The following is a 15386-nucleotide window of genomic DNA, read 5'->3' as shown; positions in this document are numbered from 1 at the left end:
TAAAGGGTTTTGTTAGAAGTCTGTGTCTACAATCAGAGACGCCATGGGCTGCCTTACAGCCCATCGCTGGCTTGCCTGTGGTAAAGGGCGCAGCTCTGGCGGTAATCTCAAATCAGAAACAAAAGTCTCCAATCAGAGACCAAGTGCCGCCATCTTCTTGTACAGCGTCGACCGCCCCAGCCCTAAGGCTGCCGCTGCCTCTGGCACTTTTCCTCCCTGTTCGGCCAGCGCCCCGGCAATCAGGCCGCGTTCAAAGGCCTCGCAGGCCTCACGGTAGCTCTGCCGCACGGGCGCTTCAGCCAGCGGGCTCAATGGCCCCAATGCCGCACGCAGGTCCGCAACCCCCAGCCGGGGCTGATCCGCCAGCAGGGTCGCGCGCTCCAGCACATTGCGCAGCTCGCGAATGTTCCCCGGCCACGCATGCCTGGCCAGCAGTTGCTGCGCTTCAGCTTCCAGCTCGTACTGGCTGCCCAGCTCAGCCAATATGGTCTCGCACAGCGCGGGCAGGTCCTCCAGCCGTTGCCGCAACGGCGGAACATCGATCGGCAGCACATTCAGCCGGTAATACAGGTCGGCGCGGAAGGCCCCGCGGGCCATGGCAGCCTGCAGGTCGATGGAGGTGGCGGCAATGATGCGCACATCGCTGCGCAGCATCTGGTTCGACCCGACCGGTTCGTATTCCTTTTCCTGCAGCACCCGCAGCAGCTTGCTCTGCAGGGCCAGCGGCATGTCGCCGATCTCGTCGAGGAACAGCGTGCCGCCTTCGGCCAGTTGCAGCTTGCCGCTGCGGCCCTTGCGGTCGGCACCGGTAAAGGCACCCGGCGCAGTACCGAAGAATTCGGCTTCCAGCAGCGTCTCCGGGATGGCTGCGCTGTTGATGCTGACAAAAGCTCTGTGTGCCCGTGCCGACGCTGCGTGAATGGCGTGGGCCAGCAGCTCCTTGCCGGTACCGGTTTCGCCCAGCAGCAACACGGGCGAATCACTGCCGGCGCCACGCCGGGCGCGTCGTTTGGCTTCCAGGCTGGGCGCGCTGCTGCCGACGAACTGGGCGAAGCTGTATTTGGCCTGGCGGGCGCGCAGTTGCGAGCGGGTCGAGGCCAGTTCCTGCTGCATGCTGGCGTAGCGCTTGAGCAGCGGCGACAGGCTGCGCAGTTCGTCGAACAGCGCAAAGCCAATGGCGCCGATCAGCGCGCCCTGGTCATCGTGGATGGGCAGGCGCATGACCACCAACGGCTCGTTCGGCGTGTCGAGCATGTCCAGCAGGATGGGCCGGCCATTGCTCACCACATCGCGCATCAGGCTGCCGGGGATCACTGTTTCGCACGGCTGGCCGATGGCACTGGCAGCGTCGGCCAGGCCAAAGCGTCGGGCGTAGCGTTCGTTCATCCAGACGATGCGTGCCTGGCGGTCGACGATCACCGTGCCCTCGCTGGACTGTTCGATGATCTCGAACAGCGAGCGGATCGCCAGTTGCCGTACCTGGGGGTAGTCCTTGAGGCTGTCGCTGTCGTGCATGGGTGAACATCCTGAATCATGTATTGGCACAAGCCCGCGAAAAGGCCAGGCCTGAAAACTCATCGTCGGGGGTCAAACGCCTCACGCAAGGCATCCCCGATAAACACCAGCAGTGACAAGATCACCGCCAGTGCAAAGAACGCGGTAAAGCCCAACCACGGTGCCTCCAGGTGCTGCTTGCCCTGGGTCACCAGCTCGCCCAGCGAGGCGCTGCCCGCTGGCATGCCAAAGCCCAGAAAGTCCAGCGCGGTCAGTGTGGTGATCGCCCCGGTCAGCATGAACGGCACATAGGTCAGCGTGGCATTCATGGCATTGGGCAAGATATGCCGCAACATCACCTGACTGTCCGGTAACCCCAACGCCCGCGCTGCCTTTACATACTCCAGGTTGCGCCCACGCAGGAACTCGGCGCGCACGACGTCGACCAGGGTCAGCCAGGAGAACAGCGCCATGATCCCCAGCAGCCACCAGAAATCCGGCTCGACGAAACCGCTGAGGATGATCAACAGATACAACACTGGCAACCCCGACCATACTTCCAGCAAGCGCTGGCCGAACAGGTCGACCCAGCCCCCGTGGTAGCCTTGCAGGGCGCCCGCCGCCACGCCAATGAGCACACTGACCACGGTCAGGGCAAAGGCGAACAGCAGCGATACCCGCGTGCCATAAAGCACCCGCGCCAGCACGTCACGGCCTTGGTCGTCGGTGCCTAGCCAGTTGCTGGCGCTGGGCGGGCTGGGGGTGGGCACCTGCAGGTCGTAATTAGGTGTGTCGGCACTGAACGGGATAGGTGCGAACAGCATCCAGCCACCCTGTTCAGCGATCAGTTGGCGCACATAGGCGCTGCGGTAGTCGGGCTGAAACGGCAGTTGCCCGCCGAACTGCTGCTCGGTGTAGCGTTTTAGCGCCGGAACGTACACATTGCCCTTGTAGCCCAGCAGCAGTGGCTTGTCGTTGGCCACCAGTTCGGCGCAAAGGCTGAGCAGCAGAAGGCCGGCAAACAACCACAGCGACACCCAGCCCAGGCGGTGGCGGCGAAAACGTTGCAGGCGACGGCGCGACAGGGGCGATAGCATCAGTGCGCCCTCGTATCGAAGTCGATGCGCGGGTCGAGCAGGGTGTAAGACAGGTCACCGATCAGGCGAATCAGCAGGCCCGCCAGGGTAAAGATGAACAGCGTGCCGAACACCACTGGGTAATCCCGCGACACGGCGGCCTCATAGCTCATGCGGCCCAGGCCATCGAGCGAGAAGATCACCTCGATCAGCAACGAGCCGGCAAAGAACACGGTGATCAGCGCCTGTGGCAGCCCGGCCACCACCAGCAGCATGGCGTTGCGCAACACATGGCCATACAGCACGCGGCGTTCGCTGAGGCCCTTGGCCCGGGCAGTGACCACGTATTGGCGGGAAACCTCGTCGAGGAAGGCATTCTTGGTCAACAGCGTGAGGGTGGCGAACCCACCGATCACCAGGGCCGCAACCGGCAGCACCAGGTGCCAGAAGTAGTCGGCGACCTTGCCCAGCAGGCTGAGCTCGTCGAAATTGTCCGAGACCAGGCCGCGCACCGGGAACCAGTTGAGCGAAGTGCCGCCGGCAAACAGGACGATCAGCAGCAGGGCGAACAGGAACGAAGGCAGGGCGTAACCGATCACGATCAACGCGCTGCTCCAGGCATCGAAGCGGCTGCCGTGGCGCATCGCCTTGCGGATGCCCAGCGGGATAGACACCAGGTAGGTGATCAGCGTGGCCCAGAAGCCCAGCGACAGGGTGACCGGCAACTTGTCGAGAATCAGGTCGGTGACTTTGGCGCCGCGGAAGAAGCTGTTGCCAAAGTCCAGCCGGGCATATTGGCCGAGCATCAACCAAAGCCGCTCGGGGGCGGATTTGTCGAAGCCATACTGGCGCTTGATTTCTTCGATCAGTTTCGGGTCCAGGCCGCGTGTGGCCCGGGATTCGCCATGGACCACTTCGGCTCGCGCGCCGGGTGCGCCGCCACCGAGGCCCTGCAGGCGCGCCACGGCTTGTTCCACCGGGCCACCCGGCGCGGCCTGGACGATGGCGAAATTGACCAGCAGGATTGCCAGCAGCGTCGGGATGATCAGCAACAGACGGCGCAGGATATAAGCGGTCATGGCGAGGCCTTCCGGCGTTCGGCCATCTGCGCGTTGGTCAGCGGGGTAGGGTTTACCTCCCACCAGGTGTCCAGGCCCTCGTCATAGGTGGCCTGGACCTTGGGCAGGCCGAAGCGGTTCCACCAGACGGTGGAGCTGCCCGGTGGGTAATAGTTGGGGATCCAGTAGTAATTCCATTGCAGCACGCGGTCCAGGGCATGGGCGTGGCGCAGCATGTCGGCCTGGGTGTCGGCGCGGACCAGGCCGTCGATCAGGTGGTCTACGGCCGGGTCCTGCAAAACCATCAGGTTGTTCGAGCCGGGGTCGTGAGCGGCCGCCGAACCAAAGTAGTTGTACAACTCGGCGCCCGGCGACAGGGTGACCGGGTAGCCGGTGACGATCATGTCGTAGTCGCGCGCCATCAACCGGTTGACGTACTGGGCCGAGTCGACGTTGCGGATATTCAGGGTCACGCCGATCTGGGCCAGGTTGCGCTTCCACGGCAGCAGCAGGCGTTCAAGGCCCGCCTGGCCATTGAGGAACGTGAACGCCAGCGGCGTGCCCTGGCTATTGACCAGGCGGTCGCCTTCGGGGTGCCAGCCGGCTTGTTCGAGCAGGGCCAGGGCCTGCAACTGCTGTTGACGGATGATCCCCGAGCCATCGGTGACCGGGGCAGTGAACACCGTGGTGAACACTTCATCTGGCACTTGGCCGCGCAAGGGGGCGAGCAGCTTCAACTCGCCCGCATCCGGCAACTGGCGAGCGGCCAACGGCGTATTGGAGAACACGCTTTGCTGGCGGATGTACAGGTTGCGCATCATCTGCCGGTTGCTCCACTCGAAGTCCCATAACATACCCAGCGCCTGCCGCACACGGCGGTCCTTGAACTGCGGCTGGTCGAGGTTGAACACGAAACCCTGGGCCACCTGCGGTTTGGCCGGGCCCAGGTGGGCGCGCTGCAGGCGGCCGTCGTCCAGTTGCGCACCGTTGTAGCCCAAGGTGTAGGCCGTGGCGGAGAACTCGCGGTTGTAGTCGTAGCCACCGCCTTTGAGTACCTGGCGCGCCACTTCGGTGTCGCCGAAGTACTCGATGCGCAGTTTGTCGAAATTGTAGCGGCCACGGCTGGCGGGCAGGTCACGTGCCCACCATGCCGGGTCGCGTTCGAAGGTGATGCTGCGGCCGTTGTCGATGCGCCCAATGCGGTATGGCCCGCTGCCGACTGGCTTGTCGAAGCCGGCACCGTTGGCAAAGTCGCGCTGCTGCAGGTCGTGCTCGGGCATTACCGGCAGGCTGGCGAGGTCCAGCGCCAGGGTGCGGCCGTGCTCGGGCTTCAAGTCGAATCGCACGCTGTGCAGGCGTTCTACGGTCACGCGGGCCACGTCGGCGAACTGGGTCCGGTACTTCAGGCTGCCCTTGCTCATCAGCAGGTCGAAGGTGAAACGCACGTCTTCGGCGCGCACCGGCCTGCCATCGGCGAAGGTGGCGCGTGGGTCGATGTCGAAACGCAGCCACTCATCATTGGGGCCGCGCTCCATGCGCCGGGCGATCAGGCCGTAAACGGTATAGGGTTCATCGTAAGAGCGTACCGCCAGTGGCGCGTACAGCAGGCCATCGACTTCGCTGACACCGATGCCTTTGTCGATATAGGGGAGGATGTGGTCGAACTGGCCGATCTCGATGGCCGAACGGCGCAAGATGCCGCCCTTGGGGGCGGAGGGGTTTACATAGTCGAAATGCCGGAAGCTGGCGGCGTAGCGGGGGGCTTCACCGTAGACCGTAAGGGCGTGGGTGGGAGCGGCCTGGACCGTAAAGCCTATGCACGAAAATACAAGCCCCCACAATACTTGTGGGAGCGGGTTTACCCGCGAATGCGTCGGAGCAGGCAACGAGGTTGTCTGGTCTGGCCTCTTCGCGGGTAAACCCGCTCCCACAGGGGGGCTGATCACCGGGAGGGGTGAATCAGTCCTGGCGGCTGGTCACTTCCAGCAGGTGGTAGCCGAACTGGGTCTTCACCGGGCCTTGCACGGTGTTGACCGGTGCGCTGAAGACCACGGTGTCGAATTCCTTGACCATCTGGCCTGGGCCGAACGAGCCCAGGTCACCGCCCTGACGGCTGGACGGGCAGGTGGAGTTGGCTTTGGCGATTTCAGCGAAGTCGGCGCCTGCTTCGATCTGGGCTTTGAGTTCGTTGCACTTGTCTTCGCTGCTGACCAGAATGTGGCGGGCGGTTGCACGGGCCATGGGTACTGCTCCTTGGGGGTAAAAAGGCAAGCCTAGCGCACTTGTCCGGGGTATGTCTCGCCAGGCTTGCAACCATTGGCCTACAGTTTTTGTGCCGCCTCACGCAACAGGGTTTCGGTCGAGGCCCAGCCCAGGCAGCCGTCGGTAATCGACACACCGTATTTCAGTGTGCCCTTGCCCAACGCCTGGCAGCCATCGAACAAGTGCCCTTCGATCATGACGCCGACCAACGAACGGTCGCCGGCCAGGCGCTGTTCCAGCACATCATTGAAGACCGCTGGCTGGCGCGCCGGGTCCTTGCCGCTGTTGGCGTGGCTGCAATCGACCATGATCCGTGCCTGCAGACCGGCCTTGGCCAACGCCTGGCGGGCCATGGCGATGCTGTTGGCATCATGGTTCGGGCCTTTGTGGCCGCCGCGCAGTACAAGGTGTGTGTCCGGGTTGCCCAAGGTCTCGATGATCGCCGGGTGGCCCTGAGCATCCATACCGAAGTGGCGGTGCGGGTGGGCAGCGCTGCGCATGGCGTCGCTGGCGATGGCGATGCCGCCGTCCGTACCGTTCTTGAAGCCGACCGGCAGCTCCAGGCCACTGACCATTTCGCGGTGGATTTGCGATTCGGTGGTGCGTGCGCCGATCGCCGCCCAGGCCAACAGGTCGTCGAAGTAACCGGCGGCCATCGGTTGCAGCAACTCGGTAGCGATCGGCAGGCCGCGTTCGATCATGCTCAGCATCAGCCCGCGAGACAAGGCGATACCCGAGTGCATGTCGTCACTGCCATCGAGGTGCGGGTCGTAGGCCAGGCCTTTCCAGCCCACTGTAGTACGCGGTTTTTCGACGTAGGCGCGCATCACCAGCAGCAGCTTGTCGTTGACTTCGCGGCCAAGGGCGGCCAGGCGGTCGGCGTATTCCAGGGCCGAGCGTGGGTCATGAATCGAGCAGGGGCCGACGATGACCAGCAGGCGCGGGTCGCGGCCTTCGAGGATGTTGCGGATGGCCTGGCGATGGGCCTGGACTTGCTGGGCCAGTTCGCTGGGCAGTGGCATCTGCTGCTTGAGCAGGTGCGGGCTGGGCAGGCGTCTGCTGACAGTGGTGTTGGCCGCTTGCGGCTGGGTCAGGGGCAGGGCGAGGCTGGAAGCGTGCATGGCGTTTTTCCCTGGGCGGACAGCGGGTTCAAGCCCGCATGGTCGGCCCTATCGAGGTGTTCGACAGATCGTTGAGTTCGTATTGGCTGCTGCATTGCCACCTGTAGAAGACCGATCGGAGGCGGCAGGCTGGCCCGAACGGGATTGGCTAAATCGCCAGGCGTAGGTGTTTGCGTAGTAATAAGTGGCGTAGTTCATGAATCTGTCCTCAAAGTGAATCGGTGTTGGTCAAAGGCCTGAAAAACAAAACCCCCGGTCGGGAAGCCGACCGGGGGTTTGAGTATTCTCATGTTCGGCGGCCCCTCGAAGGTGGACGCCGGGTGGGTATCGGCGCCTAGTGGCTAAACCAATACCCAAAGTAATAGCTGGCAGGTGCCACGCAGCCGGCAACGGCCAGCACAGGGCGCAGGCTGCGACCGGTGTGGTTGGCGTGGTTGCGGGTGTGTTTCGGCATGTTGCTCTCCAGTGAATGAGCCCGAGCTTACTTCAGTTCGTGCGGGCCATTCAATGGATAAATGCTATGGAGCCGATCATTTGTTTTTGTACTGACTGGTTCAATGGCCGTAGCGCCCGACCAGGCTCTGCGCCCCTAGGGCGTGGCCTTGCAGCAGTTGCAGCAGGCCGCTGCGGTCCAGCCCCTCGGGCAAGGTACCCAAGGGCAGGTCGGTGGCAATCAGGGTCAGGGCGTAATGATGGGGGTTGTCGCCGGCGGGTGGACAGGGGCCGCGGTAGCTCTGGGTGCCACGGGAGTTGCGGCCCACTGTCACGTAGGGGCCGCTCACCCCCGCCATGCCTTCCTTGAGCCCATCGTGTTCGGGATCGATGTTGTAGGCCACCCAGTGCACCACACCCACACCCTTGCCACCGTCCGGGTCGAACATGATCAGGGCCAGCGACCGCGTACCTGCGGGCAGGTTGTCCCAGCTCAGTTGCGGGGTCCGCTCTTCACCGGCACCGCATGCCGGGTCCTGGCCGACCTGTTGCAGGGCAATGACGCCGCCATCAGTGAAAGACGAGGAACTGACCGACATCGCGCCTTGGCCGCCTGCGGCGGCCAACGCTGTGCAGGGCAGCAAAGCAGCGAACAGCCAGTGTCTGAGGTGCATGGTCAATCCTTGGCAGGGCGTCACGGCTCAGTCTAGCCCAGGTCTGCTTCAGCGGCTGTCCTGGTCCTCGGCAGTGCCTCCGCTGGCTCCGGCACCAGAGCCGGTGGCTTCGCCGGTGCTGTTGGAGCCGCCAGAGGCACCGTCGGCGGCATCGGCGTTGCTGCCGGTGTCACTGCTGTCGTTACCTTTGCTGCTACCGGGGCTGTTGACGCTGCTGCCTTCACCGGCGGTCTTGCCGCCGGATTGGTCAGTTTGCGGATGGCTGTCGGTATGGGTGTCGGTGGCGGCGAAGGCAGCGCCGGTGAGGCTGGTCAGGGCCAGCGCCAGGCTCAGGGACAGCGGGCGAATGCGGATCATGGGACTTCTCCTTTGTGCAAGATCTGTCATTCGTTTGGCTGGCAGCTGCTGACGGGGTGCCTTCTGGGCGACGAGTGGCAATCAACAGGATTCCGAGCGCTGTGCGGTTGCCGGGGTTTCGACCGGCTCCAGCGGCGGATGCTCCTGCGCCGCATGCATCAGGTCTTCGGTCACCCGCAACTCGGCACCGGTTGGCGAGAAGGTGGTCGAAGCGGTGAACGGCGCCGGGTGCTCTGCCGCCGGGCGCTTGCCGCGGCGCCACATGAAGAAGCACACCATGGCCAGGTTGACCACGGCAAACGCCCAGAACAGCCCAGCCTCGCCAAACTCGGTCATCATCGGCGAAATGGCCACCGGTGCCATGGCCGAGCCCAGCGAGTTGATCAGCAGCAGGCCCTGGATCATCGGCACCAGCGCATCGGACGGCGCGCGGTCGGCCGCATGGCTGACCGCCACCGGGTACAGGGTGAACACGCCACCACCCAGCAGGAACAGCATGGCCGGCAGCAGGAACGAGTCCGATGGCAGGAACACCGTTACAAGCGACAGGACAACGCACAACGCGGCCAGCGCGAGCAGCACATCGAGGCGGTCCTTGCGGTCGGACCAGCGCCCGACCGGGTATTGCAGCAGCATCGCGCCAAGGATCACCCAGGCCATCATGTTGCCGACCTCACCCACCTCCAGGCCGATGCGCTGCAAGTACAGTGGCAGTAGCGCATAAATGCCGGCAATCGCTACACCCGAGCCGAAGCAGCCGACCAGGCCCGACGGTGCCACGCCCAGCAACTGGCGGGGCTTGAGGGGTTCGACTTGGTCCAGCAGCGGCGACACCCGCGGCAGGATCACGATCGGCAACACCGACAGGGCGGCCAGCACGCCGGCCAGCATGAACGGGGCGGTATCGCCCAGCTGGGTGATTTCGCCAAGGCCAGCCTGGGCGATCACCCCGGCGCCGTAGAAGGCGATCATGTACAGCGCCAGCAAGCGGCCGCGGATCTTTGCGTCACCGGCCAGCAACAGCCAGCTTTCGATCACCAGGAACACGCCCACTGCGGCCCAGCCGTTGATCAGGCGTAGCACCGACCACCAGGTGACCTCGTAGAACAACCCTTGCAGCAGGATGGTCACGGCGATCAGCGAGGCGAAGCTGGTGTAGGCGCGGATGTGGCCGATGCGCAGGATCAGCCGGTCGTTGAAGATGGCGCCGAGGGTCAGGCCGATGAAGTAGGTCGACGAGACGATACCAATGGTGGTTGCAGACTCACCGGCGGCGCCCAGGCGCAGGGTGGTCAGGGAAGACATGAAGCCGTTGCCCAGGGCAATGATGAACAGCCCGAGCAGGGGCGCCAGCGCCATGGCCAGCAAACGCGGAGACATACGTACCTCTAGTTGGATGAGCGGAATGAGCACCTTCTCGGCGCGCACACCGGCTCGACCCGGCAAGGGGCGAGTGGCGACACGGATGCGACCTGGGCAAGACTCAACCGCTGGGCGCTATGGGAGATGGGCCGGGCGGGGAGGGTTGAGCCTACTTCACATGTGCGTTCATGTGTTCAGGCGCTGACTCTGTCATTGCTGCTGGTTGCCACCGTTCAAGGCGACGGGCGAAAAGGAAGCGGGATTCTACGGGCTTGGACGCTTTTGCCCAAGGGGCTCGGGTGTGCGACGAGACGCCGCAGTCTCAGCGCGACATGAACATGTCTTCCACAGACATTTTCGATGGCGGCTCCTGCGTGCGTTGAAATCGGCCCGGTAATCTCACTGAGTGCTGCATAATGCTGAACCCCACCAAGGAAGGCCCCCATGTTCGCGTCGCTGTTCGCAGTCCTGGCCCCGGTTTTCATCGTCGCCGGAATTGGTTTTGCCTGGGCCCGCAAGGGCCTGGATTACCCCACTGACTTCATCGCCCGGGTGGTAATGACCGTCGGCACACCTTCGCTGGTACTGTCCACCCTCAGCCGTACCGAGCTGGACCCGAATGCCTTTACCAGCGTGGCCGTGGCCTGCTTGCTGTGCACTCTGGGGATGGCCTTGGCTGCTTTGCTGGTGTGTCGCGCGTCGGGCATGCACTGGCGGGTACTGCTGCCGGCGTTCATGTTCCCTAACACCGGCAACATGGGCCTGCCGATCAGTCTGTATGCCTTCGGGGAGCATGGCCTGGCCCTGGCCGTGGCATTCTTCCTGACCCTGTCGATCGTGCAGTTCACCATCGGCATGGCCATCTCCGGCACGGCGGCTTCGCTCAAGGCGCTGTTGCGCAACCCTATCGTCATCAGCCTGGCCGGCGCCATGCCCATCATTTTTCTCGATTTCGAACTGCCGCGCTGGCTGGCCAACACCGCAGACCTGCTGGGCGGCATGACCATTCCGCTCATGCTGCTGACCCTGGGGGTATCACTGGCCAGCATTCGCCTGCGTCACGTGGGCAGCGGCATGCTGCTGGGCGGCTTGCGCATTGGCCTGGGGGCTGCGGTGGGCTGGGCAGTGGGCGCGGTACTGGGTATGGACAGCCTGGAGCGTGCGGTGCTGATGGTGCAGTCGGCGATGCCGGTAGCCGTGTTCAACTACCTGATGGCGGTGCGGGCCAACCGTGAGCCAGAGCAGGTGGCGAACCTGGTGATGTGTTCTACGGTGCTGTCGTTTGCCTGGTTGCCGGTGGTGCTGGCTTGGTGGATGTAAGCCTGTTCTGGCCTTTTCGCGGGCTTGTCCGTGAAAGGCCAGTGGCAATCACATCATGTTCTGCGGATGCACCCGGGGCACCCTGCAGGAACTTTAGACGCTGCAGCGTTCAGCCTTGCTCATCAAGGCGTCTTAGAAGTCTACACTGGCCGACAAGCGCAAAACCCGCGGCGTACCTTGCGTCAGGTAGTTGTTCGAGGTCGACGCCGAAGCCCAGTACGCCTTGTTCGCCACGTTCTCCACATTGGCGCGCAATGTCACCTGCTTGTCGTCGAGCTTGAAGCGGTAGCGCCCGCCCAGGTCCACCCGGGTCCAGGCGGGGATGCTCAGGCTGTTGGCCGCATTCACATACTGGCCACCCGTGCGCAGCAGCCGGGCACTGAGCGCGGCGCCTTCGATACCGGGCACATCCCAGTCGGCGCCCAGGTTGTACTGAAAGCGCGGCACGCCAGCAGCACGGTTGCCGTCGTTGCTGCCATAGGCCGTGTTTTTCTGTTCGGTGTGCATGAACACCGCGCCTGTCAGCAGACGCAAGCCGTCTAGCGGTTCACCGAACAGGTTCAGCTCCACCCCCTTGTTGACCTGCTCGCCGTCCATGCTGAACGTGTCCAGCGCTGCCCCGGGAGCGCGATAGGTCACGCTGTTAGGCTGCTCGATACGGTACACGCCCAGGCTCGCACCAAAGCTGTTCCAGTCCAGCTTCACCCCGGCCTCTACCTGTTTGCTGCGCTTGGGCGGGAATACTTCGTTGGCATTGCTGACACTCGATGGTGCCGTTGGCCCCTGGGCCAGGCCCTCGATGCGGTTGGCATAGAACGACACATGCTCCCAGGGTTTGATCACCAGGCCATACACCGGGGTTGTGATCGACTCATCGTAAGGCGTGTTGCGCACACCTGTGGCAGTCGCCCAGCTGTCGACGCTGATCGACTGCCGGCGCACGCCCACGGTCAACAGCACGCGGTCATCCAGCAGCCCCAGGGTGTCGGACAACGCGACGCTCTTGTTGCGGTTCTTGCCGACGATGCGCGGGTCGTGCAAATCGCTGCCGAAATAGGTATCGGTCGGGCGCGGCACCTTGACCGGGTTGTAAAGGTTGCTGTCATAACGCTTGCTGGCCGCCAGCGCCTCGTAGGCCGAGCGCTGCTCACCCCACAGGCCGGACAGGCCAAAATTGACCCGGTGGCTGACCGGGCCGGTGGCAAAGCGGCCATTGACGCCGGCGACGGCGCTCTTGTTGTCTTCGTCGTGGGGCGCATAGAGGAACCCGCCGCGTGCAGTGCCATTCCCGTCACTGACATAGAGCGAGGAATACTCGCCGTTCTCACGGGTATGCTTGGCCCCGGCGCCGGCATACAGCATCCAGGCGTCGTTCAGGTCGTACTCGGCGTTGAGCATGCCGTAGGTGTCTTCCAGCTGCGACCAGCTCCAGGCCTGCGAGTAGTTGTCTCGCGCCGATGGCGCCCGGGGTACCTTGTTGCCGGTGGGGTAGATCACCGCACGGCCCTGGTTGATACGCTCTTTCTGGTAACCCAGGTCGGTGGACAGGCGCAGCCGTTCACCACGGTAGTCAAGGGCTACGGCAAGCAGGGTGGAATGCTGGGCCTCGTCATCGATGCCGCTGCCACCGTCATGCTGAGCCAGGTTGATGCGGGCGCCAAAACGGTTGTCTTCACCAAAACGCTGGCCCAGGTCGAGGTGGCCACCCACGTTGTCGCCCGTGGCGTAGTCGAGGGTGACATGCCGCGTGGCGCTATCTTCGGCACGCTTGGGCACCAGGTTGATCGCCCCTCCGATGCCGCTACCCTGTGGCGCGACCCCATTGAGAAAAGCACTGGAACCCTTGAATACTTCGACCCGCTCGAGTGCCTCGGTCGTCACGATCTGCCTCGGTAGCACCCCGTACAGGCCGTTATAGCTGATGTCGTCGGTGTTCAGCGGCAAACCGCGAATGGTGAACACCTGCGAAAAGTTGCCAAAGCCCGCCGACTGGCGCACTGACGCGTCATTGAGCAGCACGTCACCCAGGGTACGGGCCTGCTGGTCGGCGATGGTCTTGGCGGTATAGCTGGTAACGCTGAACGGCACGTCGCTGATTGCCTGGTCGCCCAGCACGCCCAGGCGGGCGCTACGGGCTACCTGGCCACCTTGCCAGGTATCGGTGCTGGCGGCCAGGTCGCTGTTGATGGTGGTCGCGCCCAGTTCCACGGCATTGCCCAGGTCGACCGTCGGCGCCAAGGTATAACCGCCACTGTCGGTAGTGATCAGGCTGTAGCCACTGCCGGCCAACAGACGGGCAAAGCCTTGCGCGATACTGTAGCTGCCCTCCAGGCCTTGGCTTTGTACGCCCCTGAGCAGGGCCGGGTCGAATGACAACGCCACCCCGGCGTTGGCGGCAAAGCGCGCCAGTACATCGGCCAACGGGCCTGCGGCCAGGTGGTAAGTGCGCGCGGAGGTGTCGGCTGCCATCGCGGTGGGGGCCAGGGCGGCCATGGCGATGGCTAGGCTTAGGGCCTTCAAAGGCAAGCGGTACGGCTGGCGAGGCGTCATGCGTGGGTCCTGTGGGTGCAGAAATGAAGGTTCTGCACTCATCACCGGACGACGCAGGAAAAGGTATCAATCGTGCTGCCCATCGTGGGAACAACTGTCCTGCTCACACGTTGAAGCTTGGCGCGATCACCGGGAGCGTTGCCAGGGCTTCACACGTGTGGCTCCACAGTTACCCAGTAGCGGGTCATGCCCTGAATGTTCACCGGCAGGGTGTCGCTCAGCAGCCGCAGGCTGGCATCGGTGTCGGCCAGCGGGAATGCGCCAGACACCTTCAGCTCTCGCACTGCCGGGTGGCAGCGCAGCACGCCGGGGCGATAGCGGGCCAACTCTTGCAGCAGGTCGGCCAAGCGCATGTCGCGAGCCAGCAGCATGCCGTGCTCCCAGGCCAGGTCACCGGTTTCCAGCGGTGAGGCTGGTAGCACCCGGTCCCCATCGAAAGCGCTGCGCTCGCCTGCCTTGAGCAACAGGCTGTCGGCATGCAGCGGTCGAGTGTCGACTGCGCCTTCCAGGACGGCGACCTGGGTCAGCGGGCCATGGATACGCACGCTGAAGCGAGTGCCCCTGGCAGTTGCCTGCCCATGCGGGGTGCGCACTGACAGTGGCCGGGCCGGGGTCGCAGGGTCTTTGGCGCTGGTCAGTAGAATTTCGCCCGCCAGCAGGTCAATGCGGCGCTGTCGCGCGTCAAAGGTGATATCGATGGCGGTGTCAGTGTTAAGCAGCACCTGGCTGCCGTCGGCGAGCGTCAGCGTGCGTTGTTCGCCCACCGCTGTATGCGCATCGGCGGTCCATTGCTGCCACGGCGTTTCGCGCCAGGCCAGCCAGGCTGCCGGTGCTGCCAGCAGCCACAGCCCCAGGCGATGCAGCGCTTGGCGACGGCTTACCGCGCCGTTACGGCTCAGACGGCGCAGGGTTTCACCGGTAACCGGTGTGGGCAGGCGGCGGAAATCACCGAGGATGGCCTCTGCACGCTGCCACGCCTGGGCGTGCTGGGCACTGCGCTTGCACCAGGCCTGCACGGCGCGGTGGTCGGCCTCAGTGGCGGTGCCCGATTGCAGCTGCACCAGCCAGTCAGCCGCTTCGCCCAGGATCAGCGGGTCAATGCGCTGCACCATCACTCGATGCTCAGGCAGGCAAGGAATGCCGTACGCATGTCGCGCTTGATCGTGATCAGCGAAACCTGCAGCTGTTCGGCGATTTGGGCGTAGGTCAGGCCGTCCAGCTGTGACAGCAGGAACACCTGACGTACCCGCGCCGGCATGTCGCGCAGCATGGCGTCGATGCGGTACAGGGTTTCAAGGATCAGCCAGCGCGTTTCCGGCGAAGGCACCTCGGGTTGCGGCAAATGGGCGATGGCCTCCAGGTAGGCCCGCTCGACATCCTGGCGGCGCCAGCGGTCGACCACCAGGCCCTTGGCTATATGAGTAAGCAAGGCCCGGGGTTCGTTGCCAAAGTAGGGGTTGCCTTGGCGGCTGAGCAAGCGCACGAACGTGTCGTGAGCCAGGTCGGCGGCATCGCAGGCATTGCCCAGTTTACGGCCCAGCCAACCCTGCAGCCAGCCATGGTGCTCGGTGTACAGCGTCTGGACCTGCAGGTTGAGGCTAGGTTCGGCGGGTGGCATGGCGGGCGCGAGGCTCCGGAAGCGTGAGTGCAATCAAGAATTGATCGCATTCTAATCGGCGG

Annotated in this window: 13 protein-coding genes; 1 reads left to right on the top strand and 12 read right to left on the bottom strand. The window is 64.1% G+C overall.

Going from position 1 to position 15386, the window contains the following annotated elements; translation table 11 throughout:
- Positions 1-132: 132 nt before the first annotated feature.
- The 9 genes from LU682_RS15280 to LU682_RS15240 all read right to left on the bottom strand — a co-directional run bounded on the left by LU682_RS15280 (position 133) and on the right by LU682_RS15240 (position 9854).
- Complete coding sequence (locus tag LU682_RS15280) at positions 133-1515, bottom strand: sigma-54 interaction domain-containing protein (protein WP_060488959.1); 1383 nt, start codon at positions 1513-1515, stop codon at positions 133-135.
- A gap of 59 nt (positions 1516-1574) precedes the next feature.
- Positions 1575-2591 (bottom strand): ABC transporter permease, encoded by a 1017-nt coding sequence (locus tag LU682_RS15275; RefSeq protein ID WP_010953975.1) that lies wholly within the window; start codon positions 2589-2591, stop codon positions 1575-1577.
- The gene (locus LU682_RS15270; RefSeq protein ID WP_010953976.1) at positions 2591-3649 is read right to left on the bottom strand and encodes a microcin C ABC transporter permease YejB; all 1059 of its coding nucleotides are present in this window, start codon (positions 3647-3649) and stop codon (positions 2591-2593) included. The genes LU682_RS15275 and LU682_RS15270 overlap by 1 nt, the downstream gene beginning before the upstream one ends.
- Positions 3646-5574 (bottom strand): extracellular solute-binding protein, encoded by a 1929-nt coding sequence (locus LU682_RS15265; protein ID WP_010953977.1) that lies wholly within the window; start codon positions 5572-5574, stop codon positions 3646-3648. Before LU682_RS15265 ends, LU682_RS15270 begins: the two co-directional genes overlap by 4 nt.
- Before the next feature lie 13 nt (positions 5575-5587).
- Positions 5588-5869 (bottom strand): peptidylprolyl isomerase, encoded by a 282-nt coding sequence (locus LU682_RS15260; RefSeq protein ID WP_003248318.1) that lies wholly within the window; start codon positions 5867-5869, stop codon positions 5588-5590.
- 80 nt (positions 5870-5949) lie between these two features.
- A complete protein-coding gene (locus LU682_RS15255) occupies positions 5950-7011 on the bottom strand; it encodes a 3-deoxy-7-phosphoheptulonate synthase (RefSeq protein ID WP_010953978.1) in 1062 nt (353 codons plus the stop codon).
- 554 nt (positions 7012-7565) lie between these two features.
- Complete coding sequence (locus tag LU682_RS15250) at positions 7566-8117, bottom strand: YbhB/YbcL family Raf kinase inhibitor-like protein (protein ID WP_049586097.1); 552 nt, start codon at positions 8115-8117, stop codon at positions 7566-7568.
- Positions 8118-8165: 48 nt separating this feature from the next.
- The gene (locus LU682_RS15245; RefSeq protein WP_019438461.1) at positions 8166-8474 is read right to left on the bottom strand and encodes a hypothetical protein; all 309 of its coding nucleotides are present in this window, start codon (positions 8472-8474) and stop codon (positions 8166-8168) included.
- Between the two features lie 81 nt (positions 8475-8555).
- Positions 8556-9854 carry an MFS transporter gene (locus LU682_RS15240; protein ID WP_020190937.1) on the bottom strand — a complete coding sequence of 433 codons (1299 nt, stop codon included), beginning with the start codon at positions 9852-9854 and terminating at the stop codon, positions 8556-8558.
- A gap of 426 nt (positions 9855-10280) precedes the next feature.
- On the opposite strand from LU682_RS15240, the gene LU682_RS15235 reads away from it, so the two are divergent.
- Entirely contained in the window at positions 10281-11156 is an 876-nt protein-coding gene (locus LU682_RS15235; protein WP_060488961.1) for an AEC family transporter, read from the top strand.
- A 132-nt stretch (positions 11157-11288) separates the two neighbouring features.
- Here LU682_RS15235 and LU682_RS15230 read toward each other — a convergent pair whose 3' ends face one another.
- From LU682_RS15230 to LU682_RS15220, 3 genes are all read right to left on the bottom strand, one after another.
- Positions 11289-13706 carry a TonB-dependent receptor gene (locus LU682_RS15230; RefSeq protein ID WP_049586093.1) on the bottom strand — a complete coding sequence of 806 codons (2418 nt, stop codon included), beginning with the start codon at positions 13704-13706 and terminating at the stop codon, positions 11289-11291.
- A 149-nt stretch (positions 13707-13855) separates the two neighbouring features.
- Positions 13856-14818: a FecR domain-containing protein gene (locus LU682_RS15225; RefSeq protein WP_049586091.1), complete on the bottom strand. Its 963-nt coding sequence runs from the start codon at positions 14816-14818 to the stop codon at positions 13856-13858.
- Positions 14818-15324, bottom strand: a complete 507-nt coding sequence (locus LU682_RS15220; protein ID WP_010953984.1) for a sigma-70 family RNA polymerase sigma factor — start codon at positions 15322-15324, stop codon at positions 14818-14820. The genes LU682_RS15225 and LU682_RS15220 overlap by 1 nt, the downstream gene beginning before the upstream one ends.
- Positions 15325-15386 lie beyond the last annotated feature (62 nt).

The sequence above is a fragment of the Pseudomonas alloputida genome, from assembly GCF_021283545.2.
GTDB lineage: Bacteria > Pseudomonadota > Gammaproteobacteria > Pseudomonadales > Pseudomonadaceae > Aquipseudomonas > Aquipseudomonas alloputida.
The sequence above is the reverse complement of the archived record's forward strand: the minus strand, read 5'-3'. Positions and strand labels throughout refer to the sequence as shown.

What these genes read in the sequence shown, in the direction of transcription:
- LU682_RS15280 (WP_060488959.1), bottom strand. Translation starts at nt 1,515, where the DNA reads ATGCACGACAGCGACAGCCTCAAGGACTACCCCCAGGTACGGCAACTG.
- LU682_RS15275 (WP_010953975.1), bottom strand. Translation starts at nt 2,591, where the DNA reads ATGCTATCGCCCCTGTCGCGCCGTCGCCTGCAACGTTTTCGCCGCCAC.
- LU682_RS15270 (WP_010953976.1), bottom strand. Translation starts at nt 3,649, where the DNA reads ATGACCGCTTATATCCTGCGCCGTCTGTTGCTGATCATCCCGACGCTG.
- LU682_RS15260 (WP_003248318.1), bottom strand. Translation starts at nt 5,869, where the DNA reads ATGGCCCGTGCAACCGCCCGCCACATTCTGGTCAGCAGCGAAGACAAG.
- LU682_RS15255 (WP_010953978.1), bottom strand. Translation starts at nt 7,011, where the DNA reads ATGCACGCTTCCAGCCTCGCCCTGCCCCTGACCCAGCCGCAAGCGGCC.
- LU682_RS15250 (WP_049586097.1), bottom strand. Translation starts at nt 8,117, where the DNA reads ATGCACCTCAGACACTGGCTGTTCGCTGCTTTGCTGCCCTGCACAGCG.
- LU682_RS15245 (WP_019438461.1), bottom strand. Translation starts at nt 8,474, where the DNA reads ATGATCCGCATTCGCCCGCTGTCCCTGAGCCTGGCGCTGGCCCTGACC.
- LU682_RS15240 (WP_020190937.1), bottom strand. Translation starts at nt 9,854, where the DNA reads ATGTCTCCGCGTTTGCTGGCCATGGCGCTGGCGCCCCTGCTCGGGCTG.
- LU682_RS15235 (WP_060488961.1), top strand. Translation starts at nt 10,281, where the DNA reads ATGTTCGCGTCGCTGTTCGCAGTCCTGGCCCCGGTTTTCATCGTCGCC.
- LU682_RS15230 (WP_049586093.1), bottom strand. Translation starts at nt 13,706, where the DNA reads ATGACGCCTCGCCAGCCGTACCGCTTGCCTTTGAAGGCCCTAAGCCTA.
- LU682_RS15225 (WP_049586091.1), bottom strand. Translation starts at nt 14,818, where the DNA reads ATGGTGCAGCGCATTGACCCGCTGATCCTGGGCGAAGCGGCTGACTGG.
- LU682_RS15220 (WP_010953984.1), bottom strand. Translation starts at nt 15,324, where the DNA reads ATGCCACCCGCCGAACCTAGCCTCAACCTGCAGGTCCAGACGCTGTAC.